The 21,458-nt window shown below is 42.9% G+C and carries 23 protein-coding genes and 2 pseudogenes; 3 read left to right on the forward strand and 22 right to left on the reverse strand.

Annotated elements, in window-relative coordinates:
* Positions 1 to 222: 222 nt before the first annotated feature.
* From LA20533_RS00005 to LA20533_RS00030, 5 genes and pseudogenes are all read right to left on the reverse strand, one after another.
* Positions 223 to 516 (reverse strand): hypothetical protein, encoded by a 294-nt coding sequence (locus tag LA20533_RS00005; RefSeq protein ID WP_075362755.1) that lies wholly within the window; start codon positions 514 to 516, stop codon positions 223 to 225.
* A complete protein-coding gene (locus LA20533_RS00010; protein WP_075362756.1) occupies positions 517 to 1,038 on the reverse strand; it encodes a DUF6895 family protein in 522 nt (173 codons plus the stop codon).
* Positions 1,039 to 1,692: 654 nt separating this feature from the next.
* Positions 1,693 to 3,058 (reverse strand): annotated as a pseudogene (locus tag LA20533_RS00020) (RsmB/NOP family class I SAM-dependent RNA methyltransferase).
* Complete coding sequence (locus LA20533_RS00025) at positions 3,055 to 4,035, reverse strand: hypothetical protein (RefSeq protein ID WP_056946172.1); 981 nt, start codon at positions 4,033 to 4,035, stop codon at positions 3,055 to 3,057. Before LA20533_RS00025 ends, LA20533_RS00020 begins: the two are co-directional and overlap by 4 nt.
* 2 nt (positions 4,036 to 4,037) lie before the next feature.
* A complete protein-coding gene (locus tag LA20533_RS00030; RefSeq protein WP_082611553.1) occupies positions 4,038 to 4,772 on the reverse strand; it encodes a hypothetical protein in 735 nt (244 codons plus the stop codon).
* 84 nt (positions 4,773 to 4,856) lie between these two features.
* Between LA20533_RS00030 and lepB the strand changes: the two genes are divergently transcribed.
* Both lepB and LA20533_RS00040 read left to right on the forward strand, forming a co-directional pair.
* Positions 4,857 to 5,438, forward strand: coding sequence for a signal peptidase I (lepB, locus tag LA20533_RS00035; protein ID WP_056946176.1), 582 nt, complete (start codon positions 4,857 to 4,859; stop codon positions 5,436 to 5,438).
* Positions 5,439 to 5,494: 56 nt separating this feature from the next.
* Complete coding sequence (locus LA20533_RS00040) at positions 5,495 to 5,677, forward strand: LBP_cg2779 family protein (RefSeq protein WP_054745028.1); 183 nt, start codon at positions 5,495 to 5,497, stop codon at positions 5,675 to 5,677.
* A gap of 48 nt (positions 5,678 to 5,725) precedes the next feature.
* Here the strand turns inward: LA20533_RS00040 and LA20533_RS00045 are convergent.
* The 17 genes and pseudogenes from LA20533_RS00045 to rpsU all read right to left on the reverse strand — a co-directional run bounded on the left by LA20533_RS00045 (position 5,726) and on the right by rpsU (position 20,068).
* A pseudogene (locus tag LA20533_RS00045) lies at positions 5,726 to 5,910 on the reverse strand (2-hydroxymuconate tautomerase).
* An 84-nt stretch (positions 5,911 to 5,994) separates the two neighbouring features.
* Positions 5,995 to 6,252 (reverse strand): hypothetical protein, encoded by a 258-nt coding sequence (locus LA20533_RS08860; protein WP_075362758.1) that lies wholly within the window; start codon positions 6,250 to 6,252, stop codon positions 5,995 to 5,997.
* A gap of 16 nt (positions 6,253 to 6,268) precedes the next feature.
* Positions 6,269 to 6,562, reverse strand: a complete 294-nt coding sequence (locus tag LA20533_RS08865) for an MscL family protein (protein WP_169819061.1) — start codon at positions 6,560 to 6,562, stop codon at positions 6,269 to 6,271.
* A gap of 112 nt (positions 6,563 to 6,674) precedes the next feature.
* Positions 6,675 to 7,907, reverse strand: coding sequence for a peptidase T (pepT, locus tag LA20533_RS00060; RefSeq protein WP_056946181.1), 1,233 nt, complete (start codon positions 7,905 to 7,907; stop codon positions 6,675 to 6,677).
* A gap of 29 nt (positions 7,908 to 7,936) precedes the next feature.
* Positions 7,937 to 8,743: a Nif3-like dinuclear metal center hexameric protein gene (locus LA20533_RS00065; RefSeq protein ID WP_054745023.1), complete on the reverse strand. Its 807-nt coding sequence runs from the start codon at positions 8,741 to 8,743 to the stop codon at positions 7,937 to 7,939.
* Positions 8,730 to 9,434, reverse strand: coding sequence for a tRNA (adenine(22)-N(1))-methyltransferase (locus LA20533_RS00070; protein WP_056946183.1), 705 nt, complete (start codon positions 9,432 to 9,434; stop codon positions 8,730 to 8,732). The genes LA20533_RS00065 and LA20533_RS00070 overlap by 14 nt, the downstream gene beginning before the upstream one ends.
* Positions 9,435 to 9,532: 98 nt before the next feature.
* The gene (gene rpoD, locus LA20533_RS00075; RefSeq protein ID WP_075362760.1) at positions 9,533 to 10,744 is read right to left on the reverse strand and encodes an RNA polymerase sigma factor RpoD; all 1,212 of its coding nucleotides are present in this window, start codon (positions 10,742 to 10,744) and stop codon (positions 9,533 to 9,535) included.
* An 11-nt stretch (positions 10,745 to 10,755) separates the two neighbouring features.
* Positions 10,756 to 12,585: a DNA primase gene (gene dnaG / locus LA20533_RS00080; RefSeq protein ID WP_056946185.1), complete on the reverse strand. Its 1,830-nt coding sequence runs from the start codon at positions 12,583 to 12,585 to the stop codon at positions 10,756 to 10,758.
* Between the two features lie 40 nt (positions 12,586 to 12,625).
* Positions 12,626 to 14,692 carry a glycine--tRNA ligase subunit beta gene (glyS, locus tag LA20533_RS00085; RefSeq protein WP_056946187.1) on the reverse strand — a complete coding sequence of 689 codons (2,067 nt, stop codon included), beginning with the start codon at positions 14,690 to 14,692 and terminating at the stop codon, positions 12,626 to 12,628.
* The gene (gene glyQ, locus LA20533_RS00090; protein WP_056946189.1) at positions 14,685 to 15,596 is read right to left on the reverse strand and encodes a glycine--tRNA ligase subunit alpha; all 912 of its coding nucleotides are present in this window, start codon (positions 15,594 to 15,596) and stop codon (positions 14,685 to 14,687) included. Before glyQ ends, glyS begins: the two co-directional genes overlap by 8 nt.
* 241 nt (positions 15,597 to 15,837) lie before the next feature.
* Positions 15,838 to 16,593, reverse strand: coding sequence for a DNA repair protein RecO (gene recO, locus LA20533_RS00095; RefSeq protein ID WP_056946191.1), 756 nt, complete (start codon positions 16,591 to 16,593; stop codon positions 15,838 to 15,840).
* A gap of 3 nt (positions 16,594 to 16,596) precedes the next feature.
* Positions 16,597 to 17,502 (reverse strand): GTPase Era, encoded by a 906-nt coding sequence (gene era / locus LA20533_RS00100; RefSeq protein WP_056946193.1) that lies wholly within the window; start codon positions 17,500 to 17,502, stop codon positions 16,597 to 16,599.
* On the reverse strand, positions 17,495 to 17,914 hold the full coding sequence (gene cdd, locus LA20533_RS00105) for a cytidine deaminase (RefSeq protein WP_056946195.1): 420 nt from the start codon (positions 17,912 to 17,914) through the stop codon (positions 17,495 to 17,497). Before cdd ends, era begins: the two co-directional genes overlap by 8 nt.
* Positions 17,914 to 18,399 (reverse strand): rRNA maturation RNase YbeY, encoded by a 486-nt coding sequence (gene ybeY / locus LA20533_RS00110; protein ID WP_056946197.1) that lies wholly within the window; start codon positions 18,397 to 18,399, stop codon positions 17,914 to 17,916. The genes cdd and ybeY overlap by 1 nt, the downstream gene beginning before the upstream one ends.
* Entirely contained in the window at positions 18,386 to 19,363 is a 978-nt protein-coding gene (locus tag LA20533_RS00115; RefSeq protein ID WP_371857339.1) for a PhoH family protein, read from the reverse strand. Before LA20533_RS00115 ends, ybeY begins: the two co-directional genes overlap by 14 nt.
* 24 nt (positions 19,364 to 19,387) lie before the next feature.
* Positions 19,388 to 19,828, reverse strand: coding sequence for a GatB/YqeY domain-containing protein (locus LA20533_RS00120; RefSeq protein WP_056946199.1), 441 nt, complete (start codon positions 19,826 to 19,828; stop codon positions 19,388 to 19,390).
* Positions 19,829 to 19,891: 63 nt separating this feature from the next.
* The gene (gene rpsU / locus LA20533_RS00125) at positions 19,892 to 20,068 is read right to left on the reverse strand and encodes a 30S ribosomal protein S21 (protein ID WP_054745016.1); all 177 of its coding nucleotides are present in this window, start codon (positions 20,066 to 20,068) and stop codon (positions 19,892 to 19,894) included.
* Positions 20,069 to 20,240: 172 nt separating this feature from the next.
* On the opposite strand from rpsU, the gene LA20533_RS00130 reads away from it, so the two are divergent.
* Positions 20,241 to 21,068, forward strand: a complete 828-nt coding sequence (locus tag LA20533_RS00130; RefSeq protein WP_056946201.1) for a pyruvate, water dikinase regulatory protein — start codon at positions 20,241 to 20,243, stop codon at positions 21,066 to 21,068.
* Positions 21,069 to 21,458: the final 390 nt, after the last annotated feature.

A 21,458-nucleotide genomic window follows, 5' to 3' on the forward strand; every position in this document is an offset into this window, starting at 1 on the left:
AGTAAGTTTTCAACTAAATCAAGGATAGTTGAGTCAATATTATGGTCTTTCAGCTCACCTTTCATTGACTCAATGATTGGAGTGATATAACTTAAAGTGAAATGAAAAAATGTTTTTCATGATATCGATTAAGAATACAGACCAAAAAAGCAAATTCTAGTAATTTGTAGTGATTGGTGGCCGAGACAAAGCAGCCCTCCAAAGTAACAAAGTCATCTTGAGCTAGTCTCCTGTTGGAAAGAATAGTTCCAAGCTGAGGTTTGCCAATAACTCGTTTAGTTCTGGTTCGTCTAATGTTAACCATGAATCATCAATCGGTCGATCGGCAATAAAACTTTCAGTTAGTATTTGAGCCAATTGCGGTAGTACCTGTCGTCTCTGTCGTAGTTCCAAGCTTACAAGAATTTCCGTGAAACCAAAGTTTTCACAGTGTACAGCACTTAATAATCGTTGATTGAGAGCATCATAATTGTCTTGTTGTAGTAAGACTATGTATTGAGAATTAGATTCGTTCATCTATGATCCCTCTGATTCATTAAGTTTCTTAACAAGCATTCGTAGCACCAAGATTGTGTGGTAGTAGTGTACGCAGTTATGCAGATCTTGATTCTCTGCAAGTACTTGTTCGAAGAACTCAGTAACCTTGGTCAGGCCCTTTGCAAAGAGTGGTGGATACTCCTCAAGAATTGCACAGCAAAGTAGAATTTCCGCGAGTATATCCAGCATGGATTCTTGTAGTGCATAGAATAATACTATTCTCAAGTATTTGCTGAAAACAATCCTTAGCCTAGTTTTAATTTTTGCTTTACCAAGTAAAGACAAATAAAGTACCATGTGGGTGGCTTCGTAGATGTTGGCAATGGTTTGTGAGGGATCCGTGAGGTGTAGTACCAGATTGGACCGCTCAAATTGATGCTCGATATTCTGATTAGAATCATCACGGAAGACCGCTTCATAGCACTTGACTTCAAATTTCTGCATTGCTGTTAATTGCACTTTGTCTAACACAGCATCTAACCTGAAAGCATATTCATTCAACTTGGACTATTAGTACTCGACATCCCTCTCTGATAAATTAAGGCAAGATATTTGATAGGTATCAGCTTGATATCCTGCTTCTTGTCGTCAAAATAGCAACTGTAAAGCGCTGATTCATTCGAGCAACCTCGGCGGAATCTGTATTCAACCAAAATATTGAGAGAAAAGTAACTCTGATTTAATCTTCAACTGGAAATCGGCTTCATCAGTCACCCCGGTCATCTGGTAGTGAAATTGGCTTTTCGCAATATCAAAAAAGGCTAGATTTGTTTCTAGCCAATTCGTTAATTGAGTACTTAATATTAAAAAATTAGGAACATTATGATTAGATACCAGTAGTAATATCTGGCTTTGTCTTTTTGGATGCTCCATTAAACACAATTCCGGATTTATAAATCATGATAAACCTGACTTGTCCTTCTGATTCTGAAACAGTTAAACGTTTGTTAGCTCTTTCCAGCTTGTCGCCGATAATTAGGGTCTTATTATCTCTGTCAAAATTAAATTCATCGTCATCCCTCCATCATGATTATGTCAAGTATACTAATATTTGCCGTTTTCCTTTTTAAATAATTTTAATATTCTCCTTTTTTAATTATTATAAAACTTCATTTAACATTGTCAACAAAAAGTTAGCTGGTCTTATTTATCTCCTCAGGCCTTTGGATAAAAGTTCTTTAGGATACCATCGTTGCCGAGCTTACCCCAACTGAAGATTTTATGTTGGTATGCAACCGGTAAGAAACCACGGAGTGGCGACTCTACCTTGATGGTTTCACCATGAACAAATTCCTGAATTCCTCATCAGAATTCAATTTAATAAACGGTACTGAATCGGGATCCAGTATCTGCACTAGTTGATGGTGTGGTAAGAAGCGCTTCTTCTTCAGTTCACCAAGTTCTAAGCCATTTCTGAGTATTCTGAGTCCCTTAATTGCTGCTGGGTTAATGATAGGCAGGAATACATGATTATTGGATATGGTTGGCTGTCTCTTGCCACTGAGCAGATCAGTTTGTTTAATCTTGGCAAAAAATTCTCGAATGGCATCTTGATCGAATACATTTTTTCTTGAGTCAAAGGCCATTAGCTGTGCTGCTACATGCGATTCATTCGCTGCCACAGCTGAACTTTTCTCTAGTATTGCGACAAATTGTCCCTCGCCGAAATTTCTCTGGGGCCAGAAACGGGCGGTATATCTTAACTCAGCATTACCAGTTGTCCCCCACTCTGGGTGGCCCGGATCAAACTCTGCCCTTGTTTGAATCGGAACCAGTTTCATATCTGAAAATTGACCAAGTAAATATTCAACAATTTGTTCATTTCTTCGGGAGAAAATGTGCACGTTGAATATATTAGTCGACCACCTGGCCGTAACATCGCATAAGCGGCGGAAACTATTTCCTGCTGTCTAATTTGACATGTTGCGACATAATCTGGACTCCAATACTTGACGGGCTACCGGGTCCTTTCTAAACATACCTTCACCAGAACAGGGCGCATCCACCACGATTTTATCGAAAAAGCCGGTGAAATACGGGACTAGTCGCGCCGGACTTTCGTTCAATACCAAAGAATTTTGAATTCCCCAACGCTCAACATTTTCTAATAGTGTTTTTGCCCGCGACTGGTTAATCTCATTTGCAACAAGTACCCTTGCTGGTGCAACCCACTCGCCAGTTGGGTCGTCTTACCACCTGGTGCCGCACAGAGATCGAGCACTCGTTCTCCAGGGTGAACAGCGGCAGCCTCTGCAACAAACATGGCGGCTGGGTCCTGGGAATAAACATAGCCAGCAAGCTGCTCTATGCTATGACCATCTATTTGCCCGACATAGGCATCTTTAATCAGTGCCAACTTTTCGGTCAGGTCTTGTTTAACATCTTTATAGCCTGACTTGAGTGGGTTTAAGCGAAATGCCTTTTTGGTGGGCTCTTGTAGTGCATTAAACAACTTGTTGGCCTCATCGCTCCCTAAGAGACCAGTAAATTTTTCAGTAAACTCAATGGGTAAATCAATCATTTTATATCTAATCCTTTATTGACTTTTTTGGTAGTACTTTTCGGTAGCACAATCATCGAGAAGTTAATATTCAAGATTACAAGCAAAATTACTAATAGCCATACATATTGGCTGATTTGACTGAAGTAAAAGAAGTAGTGGGAAATAATTAGTGCCAGACCTGCCAAAACCAGGGTAAAGCCACCAAAGCGAATTACGATGTTGGTCTGTAGGCTTTGGAATAGACTATCTCGAAGTTCTGTATTCTTGTTAGCCCTTCTTGTGCCAATCCCAAGTAAAGTCGCAACCACCAAACCCACAAGAATAGAGAACACGGCCAGTGCGAAAAGATAAACGGGCTGTTGTCTATCCTGCATAATCTTTTGGATGAAGCGGGGTTGCTTTACTTTACCACCGATATGATGAGCGATGCTCGAATATTGTTTCTGAGAAAGGCCATCAATTACCAGTGTGTAATCATTTAAAAAATTCTTATTCGTGGTTTGGTGCAGACCGGTGGTGATGTAGTAATTATCCTTTTGATAACCTTCACGCAAACTGCCAACTACAGAGATATAGCGATTATCATACAAAATATACGGGTTACCCTGAATCTCCTCCACATCGGCGGAAGAGTATTTCGTGTACAAAGCAAACGGAATGATTCCGTCAAAATCGCTTTTTGTAAGGAAACGGCCCTTCTCAATGGGTAATTTTGTCAAATCAAAATTAGACCAGACCAAAATCTGACTGTTCTCTGTTTTATTGGTCAGCTGAATTTGGACCTTTTCCTTAGCATAATTCTGATCAACGTAAGCCAATAATTGCTTAATTGGGACTTTGTTCAGTGTTGTAATTTCTTTTGCCGAGGTTGAAAGTCCGTTTGTCGCAAGTGTCAATTCAGCGTTATTCGCTTGCACACGCGAAACCAATAGGCCTAGCAGCAAGAAGCTTAGGAATAGCGTAAAGTACAAAATGTTTTTCTTCAGATTAGACATAATTACTCAACTTTCAGAATTTTCTCGTTGATGAAATCAAAGCTTTTGAAGCTGCGGTTAATGGCAGCACTAATAGTTGAAACCTTTGCTGTACGCCAAAATGCAGTTGAATTAGTCGCACCACCGCGTTCTCCCACCATCAATAATAAAGGTTTTCGCGGTAAGTTTCTATAAGCTTCGAGCAAAGCAATATCGGCATCGCCGAAATTAGGCGCCCAGGCCAGAATCACGAAATCCGCGACTGTGGCATAGCGAATGAGCGCCTCGATAGCTGTTAGCCTGGTTACCGGCGCAAAGTTCCTGGCGCCTGTCGCACTAGTTACGCTCCACGACAGGTCATCTGTTGCAACCATGTTAACTCCTACATCTTGAAAGGCTTTCGTCCACTGGGCATTTCCGGCCATTATTTCAAGGCCATCATGCAGATGATATTTCATCGCAATTAATTCCGCCGTGGTCAAGTTTGGAATCGACCAGAGACCAAATTCTTGCGCGAGGTAATTGCGAAGATTATTCAATAGCTGATTGATCACCTTAATTTCAAGTTCTTTCGTTGGCGCCTGTTCACACAGTCTCTCCAGCTTGTCCGGCAAAAAGCCGATATCTGCTAGATGCTTTTTGGGAATTCGCTGGTCGCCTAGAATGGTAGTTAACTCGTTAATTTGATGCACCTGCTTCGTTACATCTTGTAATCCGATTTCTTGTGCTAACCAGTTTAATTTAGCTAAATATTTCATCAATCTTCACCTTTGAGAGATTTTAACATGCAGAACCGTCAAAATCAGTTATAATATATTGTAATACAAATGAGGAGCTAGCTGATGACAACTAATAAATATGCAAAAGAAAACACCGAGAATGACTCACTCTTTAAATGGTTCCTACAAGTCATAGTATTAGCTCTAATATTTCTCGGCGCATATTTTCTTGTATTTAAGTTCGTCCTTTCAAACGAAATTGTCTCTGGGCCCTCGATGGAGCCAACTTTTAAAGACGGCGATCGCTTGATTGCTAACAGACACCCAACCATTAATCGCTACGACGTTGTAGTACTCGATGCACCAGACAGTCCTGGTACATTATACATCAAGCGCGTGATTGGCCTTCCAGGAGATACGATTAGTTCTAAGAACGATGTAACATACATCAACGGTAAAGCAGTCAAGGAGCCTTACCTTGATGAATACAAGAAAGATTTGCCCGAGGGGCAGCAATTTACAGCAGATTTCAGTTTGCAATCTATCTTTGGCGTAGAGAAAGTTCCGGCAGATTCCTACTTTGTAATGGGTGATAACAGAAATGTCAGTCGGGACAGCCGGATGATTGGCTTCATCAAAAAATCGGCGATTGAGGGTAAGGTCAAGTTCAGGTATTTCCCCTTCACTAGAATGCAGTTCTATTAATTTTATTTTGCAGTGAAAATTGCTAAAATTAATTTATATTAGATGAGGTGATAAAGATGAATCCAGATAATTTGTCAGACTTAATTGTTGAGTACCAAAGAAAACATTCAATGAACGATGCAGGATTGGCCTTTGCCAGCCACCTAGCAGTTGAGAAAATTCACGGCATGAAGACTGGTGAGGCCGACGCGTCGGAAGCTGAGATTAGTCAGCTACTTGACTTCATTCAACGTAATTAGAAAAGGTTCAAATTTGATTACTATTAATCAAGTTTGAACCTTTTTGGTTTATTCAGCGCTTTTGAGCACTCCACCCACACTGTAGTGTTCTTTTTCATCTCGTTTAGAACAATATGGACGTGTTCTGCGGGTGCACCAGTATTCTTCACGATTGCTGCAGTAACCTCCTCAACCATCTTACTTAGTTGTTCAGCCGAACGTCCTTCAATTAAATCAATGTGTACTAGAGGCATGATCCCTACTCCTTTATTATTATTTATTGTCCTATTCTAGCATTTTAGGCAGCTTTTGCCAAAAAACAGCTGGGGTTTATCAAGCTAACGTTTCGCTGCGTCGAAACGCTCTTTCACGGCGAGAATATCTTCTCGTTTTTTTATATCTGCTTTTAAAGTACGCAACTCCTCTTCACGCCGATTCAGTTCGAGGTTACGTCTCATCATTCGGTTATTTAGCTGTAATTCACGCAAAATCTGTGCCTGTATCTCGTCGCCGGTCAGCGCACCAGCAGCATCCTGCTTCATGATGGTCTTTTGCATGGCACGAATAACAATGTAAACGGCGATTGCGGTAATCAAGAAATTGATTAATTGGCTAATAAAATGCCCCCAGCTGATTACTATCTGGCCTTGCCCCCAAAACGAGCTTCTGGTTAACCAACAGCACAGATTTACCTGTTATTTTCGAAATGATTGGATCGAATAAATCCGTGATGAATGCCTGAATCACCTTCGACAGTGCATTACCAACTAGGAAACCAACGGCAAAGTTGACGATATTCCCGGTAGCGAGGAAATCTCGAAAATCGTTGAAGACGTGGACAGATTTTTCACCGATTGCACTATCTATCTGTGCTTGCTTCTGATTTTGACTACTTCTTTTTTCCAAAAAGTTCCAACTCCTTTTCAACTTGTTCAATTTAACATATTTATGTAAATATTTGGTGAATTTCAGCTTAAGTTTGCCATAAAAAAAGGCCATGTGGCCTTTTTTGTATATACTACTTGTTCGTGTTCAACTCGCTAATTTTCAGCAGTACATCTACTGCCTTTTCCATAGACTGCAGGGCCACATATTCATACCGACCGTGCATATTCTCGCCACCGGCAAACAGGTTTGGTGTTGGTAGTCCCATAAATGAAATCTTAGAGCCATCAGTTCCACCACGAACTGGTTCCTCATCTGGCTCAATACCGAGCGCACACATGGCATTCTCTGCCAGTTCAACTACATCCATATGATCCTTCATCACCTCAACCATGTTGAAGTATTGTTCGACCATCGTTGTCTTGATACGTGGCTCAGCAAATTTTTGATTAATTTCCTTTGCAATATCAAGTACGAGTTGGCGGCGACGATTGAGCCCCGCGCGCTCAAAGTCCCGGATGATGTAGTCCATGTGGGCATCCTCGGCTGTGCCGTTTAGATTAAGTAGGTGGAAGAATCCCTCTCGCCCTTCAGTAGTTTCGGCACGTTCAGCAGCTGGCAAGCTGTTATGGAAATCAATTGCCAGCTGAATTGCACTAACCATTTTCCCCTTTGCTTCACTAGGATGGACATTTGTTCCTTGAATATCGACTTTCAGGCCGATCGCACTGAATGTTTCGAATTCAAGCTGGCCCACAGGGCCGCCATCAACCGTGTAGGCGAAATCAGCGCCAAAGTCAGCAACATCAAATTTATCTGCACCCGTACCGATTTCCTCGTCGGGACCAAAGGCCACACGAATTTTGCCGTGTTCAATCTCTGGCCGTACGATGAGGTATTCGGCCAAAGTCATGATTTCCGCCACACCAGCTTTATCATCTGCGCCTAAGAGCGTGGTTCCGTCAGTCGTGATTAGCGTCTGTCCTGCATATTTCTTTAGGCTAGGGAAAGAACTTGGATCAAGTTTGAATTCACTCTCGCCAAGATTGATGACACTTTGGCCGTCGTAATTTTCGACGATTTGGGGATTAATATTCTCCGAATTGAAATCGGCCGTATCGACGTGACTGATAAAGCCGATGACTGGCACGTCCTTAGTTGTCGTTGCGGGAATTGTCGCTGTCACATAACCATTAACTTTATTATATTTAACCTCAGCCAAGCCCAATTGTTCTAATTCTGCGACTAACTTTTGCAGGAAAACAACTTGATTTTGTGTTGAAGGGACGCTATTTGAGTATTCATCTGAGCGGGTGTTCTCCTTCACGTAGCCCAGAAAACGTGGTAATAAAGTTTCGTATTTCATCTATTTGCTCCTTATCTGAGAATCGCTGTTTAAATAAATTGGTATGGATCAGTGGAAATTTGTGATGGTACAAAGTCGACGCCCCATTTATTAGCGGCAGACCATTCATTTAATTTATCCGACATCACCCGTTTGAAGATTTGCTCAATATGGTGACCTGGGTCGATTACGGCCAAATTTGCGGCCAGCATATCGTGTCCGGTGTGGTAGTATACGTCTCCCGTAATGAAGAGGTCTAACTGATTGGTAATTGCCTGTTGGAAGTACTTTCCGCCGTCACCACCGATTATACCGACTTTTTGGATTAATTGGTGCGGATTATTGGCAATCAGGCGTAATCCTTCTAATTTAAAAATCTGTTTGATTTTCTCAGCAAAATTAGCTAGTTCAACTGGTTGTTTCAATACTCCCTTACGTCCAAGACCAATCGGACAACCGTCTTCGTTTAGTTCGAAGGCGAACGGTTTAATTTGCTCTAGCTGTAATTTTTCGGCGAGCCAATCATTCATGCCATGTTTTGCACAGTCAATGTTTGTATGCGCCGAATAAACTGTGATGTCGTGCTTAATAATCTCAGCATACATTGCGTTTTGCGGATCCCTGTAATCTAGGTTTTTAGCTGGTTTGAACATGGCAGGATGATGACTAAAGATAAAGTGGATATTCGAGTCGATTGCTTCCTGGACGATTTCTGGACGCACATCGAGCGTGACCAAAGCCTTAGTAATCCCCTCGTCTGCAGAACCAATCTGCAGTCCGACCGGATCTCCCGGCAGGGCAAGAGACTTGGGTGCAAATTCCTCGATTTTTGCAATAATTTCTTTAATCTCTGTCATTTGAAAATAACTCCTCGATTTGCTGCATTTCTTGTTGTACCTCTGTTAATTTTGCTAAATTACTGGGCGATTCCTTGGCCATTCCTAGGTTGGCCGCCAAAACCTTCAGATAGGCTGCCCGACTACGCCATTTATCCCTGAATGTTGGGCTCATTTCAGTCATTAATACAGGGCCAAAGAGCAATTGGTTGGGCGACAATTGCCTGATCTTCTTCGCAACTTGTGCCTTAATAATCTCGTATGTGTGGCGTTCGTCCGCAACGATAGTTTCAGCAATAATATGATAGCGGTGCTCCATCAACCACTGTCGAACCAGTGGTTCATTGATATTTGGTTCCAGAATCAACGTTTCAAATCTCTGACCAGATGCCAGTGCATCAGTCAGAATTTGCGTGATGAGCTTACCGCCCATGCCGGCGATGATGACGGTGTTGATTTCGTCATCAGGTTCAATTGTCGAAAGTCCGGGCCCCATTCGAACTAAAATTCGGCCCTCTAGGCCCGCACTCTCAATATTATTCCTTGCGTTCTCTAAAGGTCCTGCACCAATATCGCTGGCAATCGCAAAGTCAATCTGTTGCTCCTCTACTAGTGCGATTGGTACATACGCATGATCGGTGCCAACATCGGCAACCCTTTGTCCCTGATCGACCATGTCTGATACTGCTTGTAGGCGGGGAGTTAAAGGCATATTTGCGCTTCTTTCTGCTTTATTTTGCGTTCCCACATGACTATCATTTTAGCATAAAAAGGAACAAAAAAAGCCCCATTCCGGGGCAAATTTATTCGTTAGTCTAGAAAATCCTTAAGTTGATTTGAACGACTAGGGTGCCGTAACTTACGCAGCGCCTTGGCCTCGATTTGACGAATACGTTCACGCGTAACGCCAAAGACCTTACCAACCTCTTCTAGAGTTCTCGTCCGTCCATCGTCCAAGCCAAAACGTAACCGCAACACGTTTTCTTCGCGGTCCGTTAACGTATCTAAGACATCCTCAAGTTGTTCTTTCAACAACTCATACGAAGCGTGATCCTCAGGGCTCGTCGCATCTTGATCCTCGATGAAGTCACCCAAATGTGAATCATCCTCTTCACCAATTGGCGTCTCTAAGGAGACTGGCTCCTGTGCAATCTTCAGAATTTCACGAACCTTCTCGGTCGTCATGTCCATCTCGGCACCGATTTCCTCCGGTGTAGGTTCACGCCCAAGGTCTTGGAGCAGCTGACGTTGAATTCTAATCAATTTGTTGATTGTCTCAACCATATGAACCGGAATTCGAATCGTCCTTGCTTGGTCGGCAATGGCACGGGTAATCGCCTGTCTAATCCACCAAGTAGCGTAAGTGGAGAACTTAAATCCGAGACGATAATCGAATTTATCGACTGCCTTCATTAAACCCATATTTCCCTCTTGAATTAAGTCGAGGAATTGCATACCACGCCCTACATAACGTTTCGCAATCGACACCACCAGACGGAGATTGGCTTCTGCAAGCTCTTGTTTCGCGCTGGCGTCACCCTGTTCGATTCTATGGGCAATCTCTACCTCTTGCTCGGCCTTTAAGAGCGGTACTCTACCAATTTCTTTCAGGTACATTCTGACAGGATCATTCATTCGAATGTTTGAAGGAGCGCTCACGTTCTTTAGCTCTGATTTTTCGACATTTTTTTGTTTCTTCAGTGCTAGTGGGCTTGGCTCACCCTTCTCATCAACGATACTGATACCATTATCTTCAAACTCTTGGACCAGTTGATCAATTGCCTGATCCTCGAGATAGAATGGCTTGACTAACTGCTCAATAAAATTGGTCTCAGTGATTTCCTTTTCTTTCTTGGCTTCTTTAACAACCACCTTCACAGCTTGGTCTAAAGTTTGACCGTCGACTTGTAGTTCTCCCTCGTCGTTGGTTTTTACTTGATCCTTAGTTGTCTTTGCCTTTGCGGTCTTCGTAGTTTTCGTTACTTTAGCGGTTTTCTTCGTGCTCTCTTTTTTTTCAGCCATTAAGAATACTCCTATAATCTCATCATTCTCTGCAGAGTTATAATTTTCTGAGTCAAAGCGACTTCCGCATCTTCATCGTGTTTACGTTTGGCCTCATTTAGTTCGTCTGTTAATGACGCAATTTGCCGCCGAACACGTTCTTTTGCGAAAGCTGCTAAATAATCATCAACCTCATCCATGCTGTAATCTTCCGGCATTTCAGACATCTCAACATTGACAATTATACTCTTTAACTCCTCAGGGACATAATCTAAAAAACTATCAACCTTTATATTATCATGCGTATCTCTAAAATTTTCCCATAAATTAGCAATTTTTGCAAAGTTTTGGTCTTGGAACTCAAAATTTTGTTCATGGAGATACTCCATTACCTCGTCATAATGGAGCTGCAAATACAACAACCTTCGTTCTGCCCGACTGATTGCGGTATCGACACCTGTTGCTTGGTTTTGCATGGGCTCAGGGCCATAACTACTTTGGCCTTGCTGATTTTGGGCCTGAGTATTTTGACTACGCCGTTGTACTTGCCGGTTTAGCCGGCGAACACGCACCAACTGGCCTTTTAAGGCATCGGTCGAAACAGATAGTTGATCCGCTAGTTGATTAAGATAAATCTCGGCAGCCACTGGCGAATTCACGGTTGCAATCAGCTTGACCGCCTCTTCGCCATACTCAACTTTCTCCCGGTCATTTGCCAGATTATATTTCTGTTGCAAAACCTTCAACCGAAACTCTGTTGGTGTCACCGCGCCCTGTAATTCGTGGCGAAACTTCTCTGCACCATATTTCTTGATAAACTCGTCAGGATCGAGCTGCTCTGGTAAAGTGACCACACCAACTTCCAGGTCAAAATTTTTCTCATTGAACAGTACTAGGGCGCGCTCTGTAGCCTTTTGCCCGGGTTGATCACCATCGTACGCAAGAATAAGCTTGTTTGTGACCCGCCTGATTGCGTAAATTTGTTCATCGGTCAAACTCGTACCCATCGAGGCAATGCCGTTTTTCACGCCTGCCTGCGTGGCACTAATCACATCCATATAACCTTCAAACAGGATGAGATGTTGGTCATTCTTCAAGGTGGTTTTGGCCTGATCGAAGTTGAACAGTAATTTACTCTTGGTAAAAATTTTGGTTTCCGGACTATTGAGATACTTTGGTTGGTTTGAATCTTGATTGAGCTTTCGTCCGGAGAATGCAATAATTTGTCCCGACTGGTCTTTTAAGGGAAACATTACGCGATCGCGAAAACGGTCGAAGAGTTCTCCATTGTCATTTTCAACAAACAGTCCAGATGCGCGTAATTCGTCCGCCGTAAAATCCTGTTGTTGTAGATACTCCAGTAGAATGTTATGGACATCCGGTGCATAGCCCAGTCCAAAGCTTTCAATCGCTGCAGCCGTAATCTGGCGACCCTTAAGGTAATCGAGTGCTTTAATACCGGTCTTTGTGGCATTTAAAATGTGTGCGTAAAATACTTCTGCCTCTTGATACATCTTCTTGAGCTTGTAAGAAACTGAACTCTTTTCCTGCACGCTGCGCTGGTTATCCGGCAGCTCAATGTTCGCATCTTGAGCAATCTTTCTAACGGCCTCTTGAAAGTTCATATCTTCAATATCCATGATGAACTTGAACAGGTTCCCGGCACGACCACAACTAAAACAATGATACAGTTGCTTATCTTCACTTACGGAAAAAGAAGGGGTTTTCTCTTCATGAAACGGACACAAACCCATGTAGTTTTTGCCTTTACGGCTTAGCTCCACATACTGACCAATTACATCAACAATATTTACTTGTTGGCGCACGTTTTCTATCACGCTATCGTCAAAGTATCCTGCCATTTTGAGTAACCCCCTTACTTTTTATTTTATCCTATGGTAATTACTTAATTACCAATTGACTTAAATCACCTAATTGATGTGAAAGGCGATTCAAAATACTTAGTTGAGTTAACCTATTCATTCGAACCGCATCATCGTCAGCCATGATCATATTATCGTTGAAGTAACTCTCAATGATTGGCCTTACGTCGACGAATTCTTCATAGAGTTGTTCAAAGTCTGTTTGCTCCATCAATACGGCCGTGGCGTTTGCCAATTCTACTTCCGAATCATTCTCAAACAAGGTGTCATCGACAACTTTATTACCAGCCGGTTTGACCTTCTTCAAAATGTTATTGATTCTAGTGAGGGCCTCAACTACCGGCTTAAATTGTTGATCGTCATGATGCTGTTCAAGCACTTGAGCAGCCTGGTTAATCTTCAATGGATCCTGTTGAATTGAAGCTAATACAGCATCTATCACATCATACCTGTAGTCCGCTACTTGTAGATATTGTTTGACACGATCACGGATGAAGCTGGCTATTTGGGCAGTCTCCGCGCCGCTCTTTGGCAGTGGCGCTGGTGTGAGACCATCTAACCCTGCAATTAATTCAGGTAATGCAGTCTGGAAGTCAAGTGCCCATTTTTGCTTCAACAGAATTCTTACGATACCGTATGCATAGCGACGCAAAGCGTAGGGATCGTTTGAACTGGTTGGAATCATGCCTGCGCTAAAGAACGTAATTATCGTGTCTAGCTTGTCACTCAATGCAAGCAGCGCCCCTACCTTAGAACTTGGCAACTTGGATTCTGCGGTGATGGGTTGATAGTGCTCCTTGATTGCTAGACTGACGGCGTCACGTTCACCGGCTAATTTGGCATAATGTTGCCCCATAATCCCCTGTAACTCAGCAAACTCACCGACCATGCCTGTAACCAAATCAAACTTGTAAATCTCACTTGCGCGGTTGAAATCAACCATGCTTTGTTCAGAGAGCGCAAACTGTTGTGCGATGATCTGGCCAATTTTTTGGACACGTTGCATCTTCTCAGCCATCGAGCCGATCTTGTCATGAAACGAAACATTATTTAATCTGTCGACATAGTGACTAATCGGAAACTTCTGGTCTTCTTCATAGAAGAACTTGGCATCGTCTAATCTCGCAACAAGTACCTTCTCATTTCCCATGATGACGTTGTCTAGGTGATCGCGGTTACCGTTACGAACCGCGATAAAGTGATTGCTCAATTTCCCATCCTGGTCACGAACATCGAAGTAACGTTGATTGTCCTTCATAGAGGTAATCAGTACCTCCTCTGGAATTGCCAGATACTGCGCATCAAACGAGCCAGCAAAACTCGTTGGGTACTCGACCAGATTGGTCACTTCTTCTAACAAGCTTTGGTCAAGGTTAACTTGCCAACTATTCGCCGCGGCAAGTTCCTTAATCTGACTCGTGATAATTGCCTTGCGGTCGGCTGCGTCAGCGATGACAAATTCGTTTTTCAAAGCTTCCTCATAATCATCAGCCCGCGCAAGCACTACGGGGTCTCCGAGAAATCTGTGACCCTTAGTTTGCCGGCCAGCCTGCACATCAACCACCGAAAATGGCACAACAACATCATCCAATAAAGAAACCAACCAGTGAATCGGCCGAATATATTCGAAGTCGTTACTTGCCCAGCGCATCCTCGTTTTAAAGGTCAGGGATTTGATCACACCCGCAAGCTCGGGCAGAATCTCTTGTGCAGTCTTCCCCTTCTTTTGAACGTGAATATATGCGTAACTAGTTCCCTTCAGATCTTCAAAGTAAATATCGTCTACCGTCATCTGTTGTGAATTGGCGAAACCGATTGCCGCTTTGCTCCAATTACCTTCTTGGTCTTGGGCAATCTTTTGCGCAGGACCCTTTTGAACTAAGTCAACGTCGTCTTGCTGTTCACTCAGTCCTTCTACAAGAAGAGCTAATCTTCTTGGTGTAGAGAATGGCTTAATGTTCTTGAATGTTAAACCCTGTTCTTTCAGAAATTTCGTTACCTTTTGCACTAGTTGTTTAATGCTTGGTGTTACCACATGTGCCGGCATTTCCTCCAGCCCAATTTCTAATAAGTAGTTTTTAGTCATTTAAAGCACCAACCTCTGTTTGATTATTCTTCAGTAACGGGAAGCCACGCTTCTCACGCTCTTCAACGAATGCCTTGGCAACTTCATGTGCCATATTTCGGATACGACTCAAGTAACCTGCACGCTCTGTCACAGAGACTGCACCACGAGCATCTAGTAAGTTAAACGTATGGCTACACTTTAAGATATAGTCATATGCGGGATGAACCAAGTTTAAAACCAGTAGCCGTTTAGCCGTCTTCTCGTAGGTATCAAATAATTCCAGGAGGATATCTTGGTTGCTCTCCTCAAAAGCATACTTAGAGTGCTCGTATTCAGGTTCTTTGAAGATATCTCCGTAGAGCACACCATCGCTCCATTCAAGTTCGAATACCGTGCTTACATCTTGGATGTAGGATGCCAAACGCTCAACTCCGTAGGTAATCTCGCTAGTGACGGGTTTAACATCTAGCCCACCAACAACTTGGAAGTAGGTAAACTGTGATACTTCCATACCGTCAAGCCAGACTTCCCAACCAACCCCGGCACAACCCATAGATGGGTTCTCCCAGTTATCCTCCACGAAGCGGATATCATGCTCTAATGGGTCGATACCAAGCGCACGCAAGCTATCAAGGTAGTATTCCTGGATGTCTTTTGGTGATGGCTTCATGACCACCTGGAATTGGTGGTGTTGGAATAGTCTGTTCGGGTTTTCACCGTAACGACCATCAGCGGGGCGACGCGAAGGCTCCACATAAGCTGCATTCCAGGGTTCCGGCCCAACGGCACGCAGGAAAGTATAGGGGCTCATGGTCCCAGCACCCTTCTCGACGTCGTAGGCATTCATGATCATACAGCCTTTAGAGGCCCAGAACTCTTGTAATTTAAAAATCATTTGTTGAATGTTCAATTTTTCAGTCATTTTTTCTCCTTTTGGCAATAAAAAAAGCCTATGCACAAATATGCATAGGGACGATTTAATCGCGGTTCCACCCTAATTCAGGGAAATATTCCCTGCACTTAATTCTGTTTGACTAAGGGTGCCTCTTCTGGATGTCCTTCTCACCATGACCGACATTCGCTGACCAGAATTTATTCTCCCTATGATCATCAAAATCACAATTACTATTATAGCACCGGCTGTGGTAATTGCCTACTGCTTTTCACCAAAAATGCATTGAATCAATAAACGTCTTCGTCTTCAAGTTGAGATCGAGCGTCTGACGATAGATTCGATCTAGCGCATTCAAGACCTCACGCAGTAAGGCCGCAGATACTGAAATCTGGCCCAGTTGGACAATCTTAATCAGGCCCAGTGTCCGCATCAAACCTACCGCCTTAGGACTTAGATGTAACCTTGTTGGTACCTGGTTAAAATGGTCCGAGCAGATGACGCCCCCTAAATCAATCGAGTAATCGAATTTCCCCTGCTGCTTTCCACAGATGATACATTCACGTAGCTGTGGCCCCACACCAAAAATGGGGAGCATTTGAAGCTCAAAGAGAGCGAGCACCGCTTCTGGATTGACCGTTTGATTAAGCAATTGTAGACTGGTCCGAACAAGCGTAAAGCTCTCCCCCACATCCTCGTATTCAACGAATGCGTGATCAACCAGGTCCAACATGTAACTTGCGTATGCATTTAATTTTAAGTCAGTAAAGAGTTGGTCAAACGTCTGTACATGCCCGGGTGCGCGCAATGTGCTGATTCCTGCTCCATTCGTCATGATCTTGTAATCACCAAAAGAAAAATTCAGAGTGGCAGCATTTAATTTTGATTTAGGCTTTAACGCGCCCTTAACTGCAATAGAAAAAAGCCCGTCTTTTTCGGTCAAAATCCGGGCGAAGACGTCCGCCTCGTTCGCAGCGCGTCTTTTATAGATAATTCCTGTCACTGTTTTTTCTTTTTTGGCTTGCATGAACTACAAATCCTTCAGATTATACCCTACCCTGGAAAGGAAGAGAGGATCCTTTCGCCAGTTCTTCTGTACTTTGACCCAAAGCTTGAGATTAATCTTCTCGCCCAGCAGCTCCTCAATTTCTCGGCGTGAATTGATGCCAATCTGTTTGAGCATTGACCCGCCACGGCCAATCACTATTGGCTTCTGGGTGGCGCGCTCGACATAGATAGTGGCATCAATCTGTAACTTGCCGTTAACCCGCTGGTTCATCTGTTCCACGATAACAGCAGTTGAGTGGGGAATCTCGTCTTGAGTGAGGTGGAGAATTTGCTCTCGAATCAACTCACCCACAACGAAATACTCGGGTCTGTCAGTAATCTGGTCCTCATCGAACATCTTTGGACCTTCCGGCAGATACTTCTGAATGGTGGCCAGTAGATCCTCAATATTATTCCCCTGGGTAGCTGAGATTGGAATAATTTCTGCAAATTTACCAATTTGTTGGTAAGAATTAATAATATCCAGCAGGTCATCTGGGTGAACTAAATCAATCTTATTGATTACAAGAAAAACCGGTACGCTGATTTTCTCTAGCATATCCGCAATATAACGGTCCCCAGGACCAACTTTCTTGGGCTCGGTTAGAAATAGTACACAATCTACTTGCCCAAATGTGGTGAAACTGGACTCATCCATGTATTGATCAAGGTCATTTTTGGGCTTATGGATACCCGGCGTATCAACGAAAATTATTTGTTGCGTGTCAGAGGTATAGATACCCTGAATCTTGTTCCTAGTCGTCTGCGGCTTGTCGGACATAATAGCAATCTTCTGACCGACAACGCGGTTCATGAGAGTCGACTTACCAACATTTGGTCTGCCAATTAGCCCGACAAAACCGGAGCGGTAGTTATTATTGTTAATCATTTAAATCCTCTTTTTTAAAGTAGTATGGTAGTAACTCTACCATGGTCATGTGTTTAACCGCACCGGTCAAATTGGTTAAAGTAATGGTAGCATCACTTGGCAGAAATTCCGAAAGCACCTGACGGCAAGCGCCGCACGGTGAGATTGGATCATCCGTACCACCAATAATCAAAAATTCACTGATTGGATCTGCTAAGGAACCGGCACTAATGTAATTAAAGATGCAGGAGCGCTCCGCACAATTTGTTAAGCCAAACGAGGCATTTTCGACGTTGACGCCCTTGAAAATTTGACCAGATTTAGTCCGTAACACCGCCGCCACCTGAAAGTGCGAGTATGGGACGTATGCGTGCTTCATCTCAGCTTGTGCAATGTTGTATAATTCTAACTCTGGCTCGGTTAACTTGTCCATTAGCGCTCCAATCCATACTCATCAAGAATTTGGTTTTGCAGACCAATCATCTCTTTTTCCTCACCTGGATCGATGTGATCATAGCCATTCAAGTGGAGAAATCCATGGACCAGTGTGTAGCCAAATTCCCGCTTAAAGCCATGGCCATATTCTTTACCGTGCTCTTCAACGACCTTTGGTGCAATGAAGAGGTCGCCGATGTCCTCGACAAAATCGGGGTCATCTAAGAAATCACTCATGTCAATATCGAATCCACCATCTTCAATTGCAAAGCTAATGACATCGGTTACGCGATCTTTGTCCCGATACTCTCGATTAATTTTCCTAATTTCATCGTTTGAGACAAAGTTGATGCTCATCTCTAACTTGTTGGTCTTAGCGATTCTTGTATAAGCCAGATCAAGTAATTGCTCAATCCAAGTCTGCCAGTTGGCATCCGTTAAAAAATCAATCTCGTCATTAAATGTGATATCAATGTTTGTCATTCAAATCGTCTCTTTCGTATGCTTCAATTATTTTAGCTACAACGGGATGGCGAACCACATCGTTGAAGGTAAAATTCACGAATTCAATTTGTTTGATGTTATGCAACCGATCTTGTGCTTCAATCAAGCCACTCCTGTGATTTCCCGGTAAGTCAATTTGTGTTACATCACCATTGATAATCATCTTCGAGTTGAAGCCAAGTCTAGTCAGAAACATCTTCATCTGGGCTTTGGTGGCATTCTGCGCTTCATCTAGAATCACGAAAGCCTCATCGAGTGTTCGCCCCCTCATATAGGCAAGCGGCGCAACTTCAATCGTGCCCCGTTCCATCAAACGGTTGGTCGTCTCGGTTCCGAGAATTGCGTACAATGAGTCATAGATTGGCCGCAGGTAGGGATCAACCTTGTCTTTCAAATCGCCCGGTAGAAAGCCGAGACTTTCGCCGGCTTCAACAGCAGGTCTTGTCAGAATAATCCGACTAACTTCACCCTTCTTGAATGCGGAGATGGCCATGACAACGGCAAGAAATGTCTTACCAGTTCCGGCAGGTCCTACACCGAAGACAACATCTTTCTGCTTAATTGCCTTAACATACCGTCTTTGGCCGAGGTTCTTCACCCGGATTGCGCGTCCCTTGGCATCGTGGATGAGCGTTTCCGAATAAAGGTCAAAGAAATACTCAAGCGTGCCCTTCTCTGCCATCTTGAGCGCGCTGACCACGTCTGTTGCGCCAATCGTAATTCCATGATTCACGACATTTTCCAGTTGGCTTAGTACAGCGATACCAGTTACGACGTCAGGCGGAGCACCATGTAAGGTAATCGTACTACCCGTATCGGTTGCTTGGATATTTAATGCTTCCTCCAGAATCTTGAGGTTACTATCGTTCACCCCAACTAGACTCGCAATCGTTGCAGGTACTTTGGGTGTGTATACGTTCTTTTCAGTCAGTTTGTCTGTCAAAAAAAGCCTCCGTCGGGAAAAATTTTAACTTAGTTTTTGGTTGACCAACTGGTTAACTAGGCCACCATCAGCTTTACCTTTAACCTTAGGCATCAAAGTCTTCATCACTTTACCAAAGTCAGCCTTACCTGTTGCGCCAGTTTCCTCGATTACTGAGTCGATTAGTTTACCGACTTCCTCAGCAGACATTTGGGCAGGCAAATAACGCTCAACGATTTTCATCTCTTCTTGAACCTTTTCAACTAAGTCGGTCCGATTACCCTTCTCAAATTCTGCGAGTGAATCTCTTCGTTGTTTCATCTCGGTCGATAATACGGCAACTTCCTCTTCCTCAGTTAAGTCATGGCCAAGCTCAATTTTTTTATTAGCTAAAGCTGACTTGATCATGCGAATTGTATCGAGCGCCACTTTGTCGTGAGCCTTCATTGCCGTCTTTAAGTCATTCATAATTTGTTCGTTTAACATTTTATTCTCCTAGAAAAAAAACTCCCATAATGAACCAAAAGGTCAATATGAGAGTTCATGAAATTAGTATTTCTTACGCTTACGAGCTGCTTCTGATTTCAACTTACGCTTAACACTAGGTTTTTCGTAATATTCGCGTTTACGGTATTCTTGCAACGTACCACTCTTAGAAACGGAACGTTTGAAACGACGAAGAGCATCATCAAGAGACTCGTTTTCATGAACGACTGTCTTAGCCATGTGATATCCCTCCTTCCGTTTTCTAGGTCATCTGACCAGAACATCTGACAACAATTATAGCGGAGTTCAAAACAGCGGTCAACTGCTTTTGTCTATTTTTTTCTATATTTTTTAAAGTAAATTGATATACTTAAGATAACAACATAGATTATAGAAATTAAGAGGATAAAGCATGAGTGAACAAGTTAACGTTGTCATTATATCAGATTCCGTCGGTGAGACAGGATTTAAATTAATGCAAGCGGCATCAGCGCAGTTTCCGAATACAGATTTCACCTTTAATCGTTACCCCTTCATTACGACCATGCAGAAGTTACAGGCTGTCCTGACTGAGAATCAACATCAAGATAATTTACTAATTGCACACACGTTACTTTCGAAAGAACTAAATGATGAGGTGTTTCGCTTTGGTCGGGCCAACAAAGTCAAGACCATTGATTTAATTACCGATGCAATCAATGTGATTGGCAAGCTAACTAACGAGAAGCCAAGCGGTGAGTCTGGTGCAATCCATCACCTGACACAGAAGTATTTCGACCGCATCAGCGCCATGGAATTTGCTGTGATGTATGATGATGGGAAAGATCCTAAGGGGTTTCTCAAGGCCGACGTGGTGTTGCTGGGTGTTTCGCGAACCTCAAAGACCCCCCTATCGTTGTTTCTCGCCAACAAGAATCTAAAGGTCGCAAACTTACCACTTGTACCGCAGGCCCATATACCCGATGAAATTTTTAAGATTAATCCGACTCAGATCATTGGCCTGACTAACGATCCAGCAGTGCTCAATCGCATTCGACGAGAGCGCATGAAGGCCTACGGTCTGAACCCGGATACGAGTTATTCAAATATGAACGAGATCAATGCTGAACTGAAGTTTGCCCAAGAACTTTACGACAAGCTGGGATGTTACGTCATCAATGTTGCAAACAGAAGCATCGAGGAAACTGCCGCTCTAATCATGGCGCACCTCGGTATCGATGACTTCAAACAGCAACTCTAAGCAATTCCATCCTGATTTCAGTTAAGCATTATTTGGACATGGTATTAACCAAAAAATTAATAGTATGCGTTATTTCAATGCTAATTGGCTAGAATGAATTCGGCAATCAACCGGAGTCATTCTAACCAATTTTTTTGTTTCCTTTATTCAGAATCATCTAGACCCCAATGCAATACGTTTAATAAAAGAGCCGGAAAATTTCGGCAGGAGCTCAATAACTATTCTCCATAACCATACGTTCATCGTGAAAAATACTACATTTATTATAAATTGTTTCCTTTTCTGAAAAAGGTATTATAATAAAATTTAATTAAACAAATTAACGGGGAGTGTAAAATATCTTGTGTAAACTCGTCTTCGTATGATGAAAGCTTGACTCTTAGTCGAACA

It is taken from the genome of Amylolactobacillus amylophilus DSM 20533 = JCM 1125 (assembly GCF_001936335.1).
GTDB classification, from domain to species: domain Bacteria; phylum Bacillota; class Bacilli; order Lactobacillales; family Lactobacillaceae; genus Amylolactobacillus; species Amylolactobacillus amylophilus.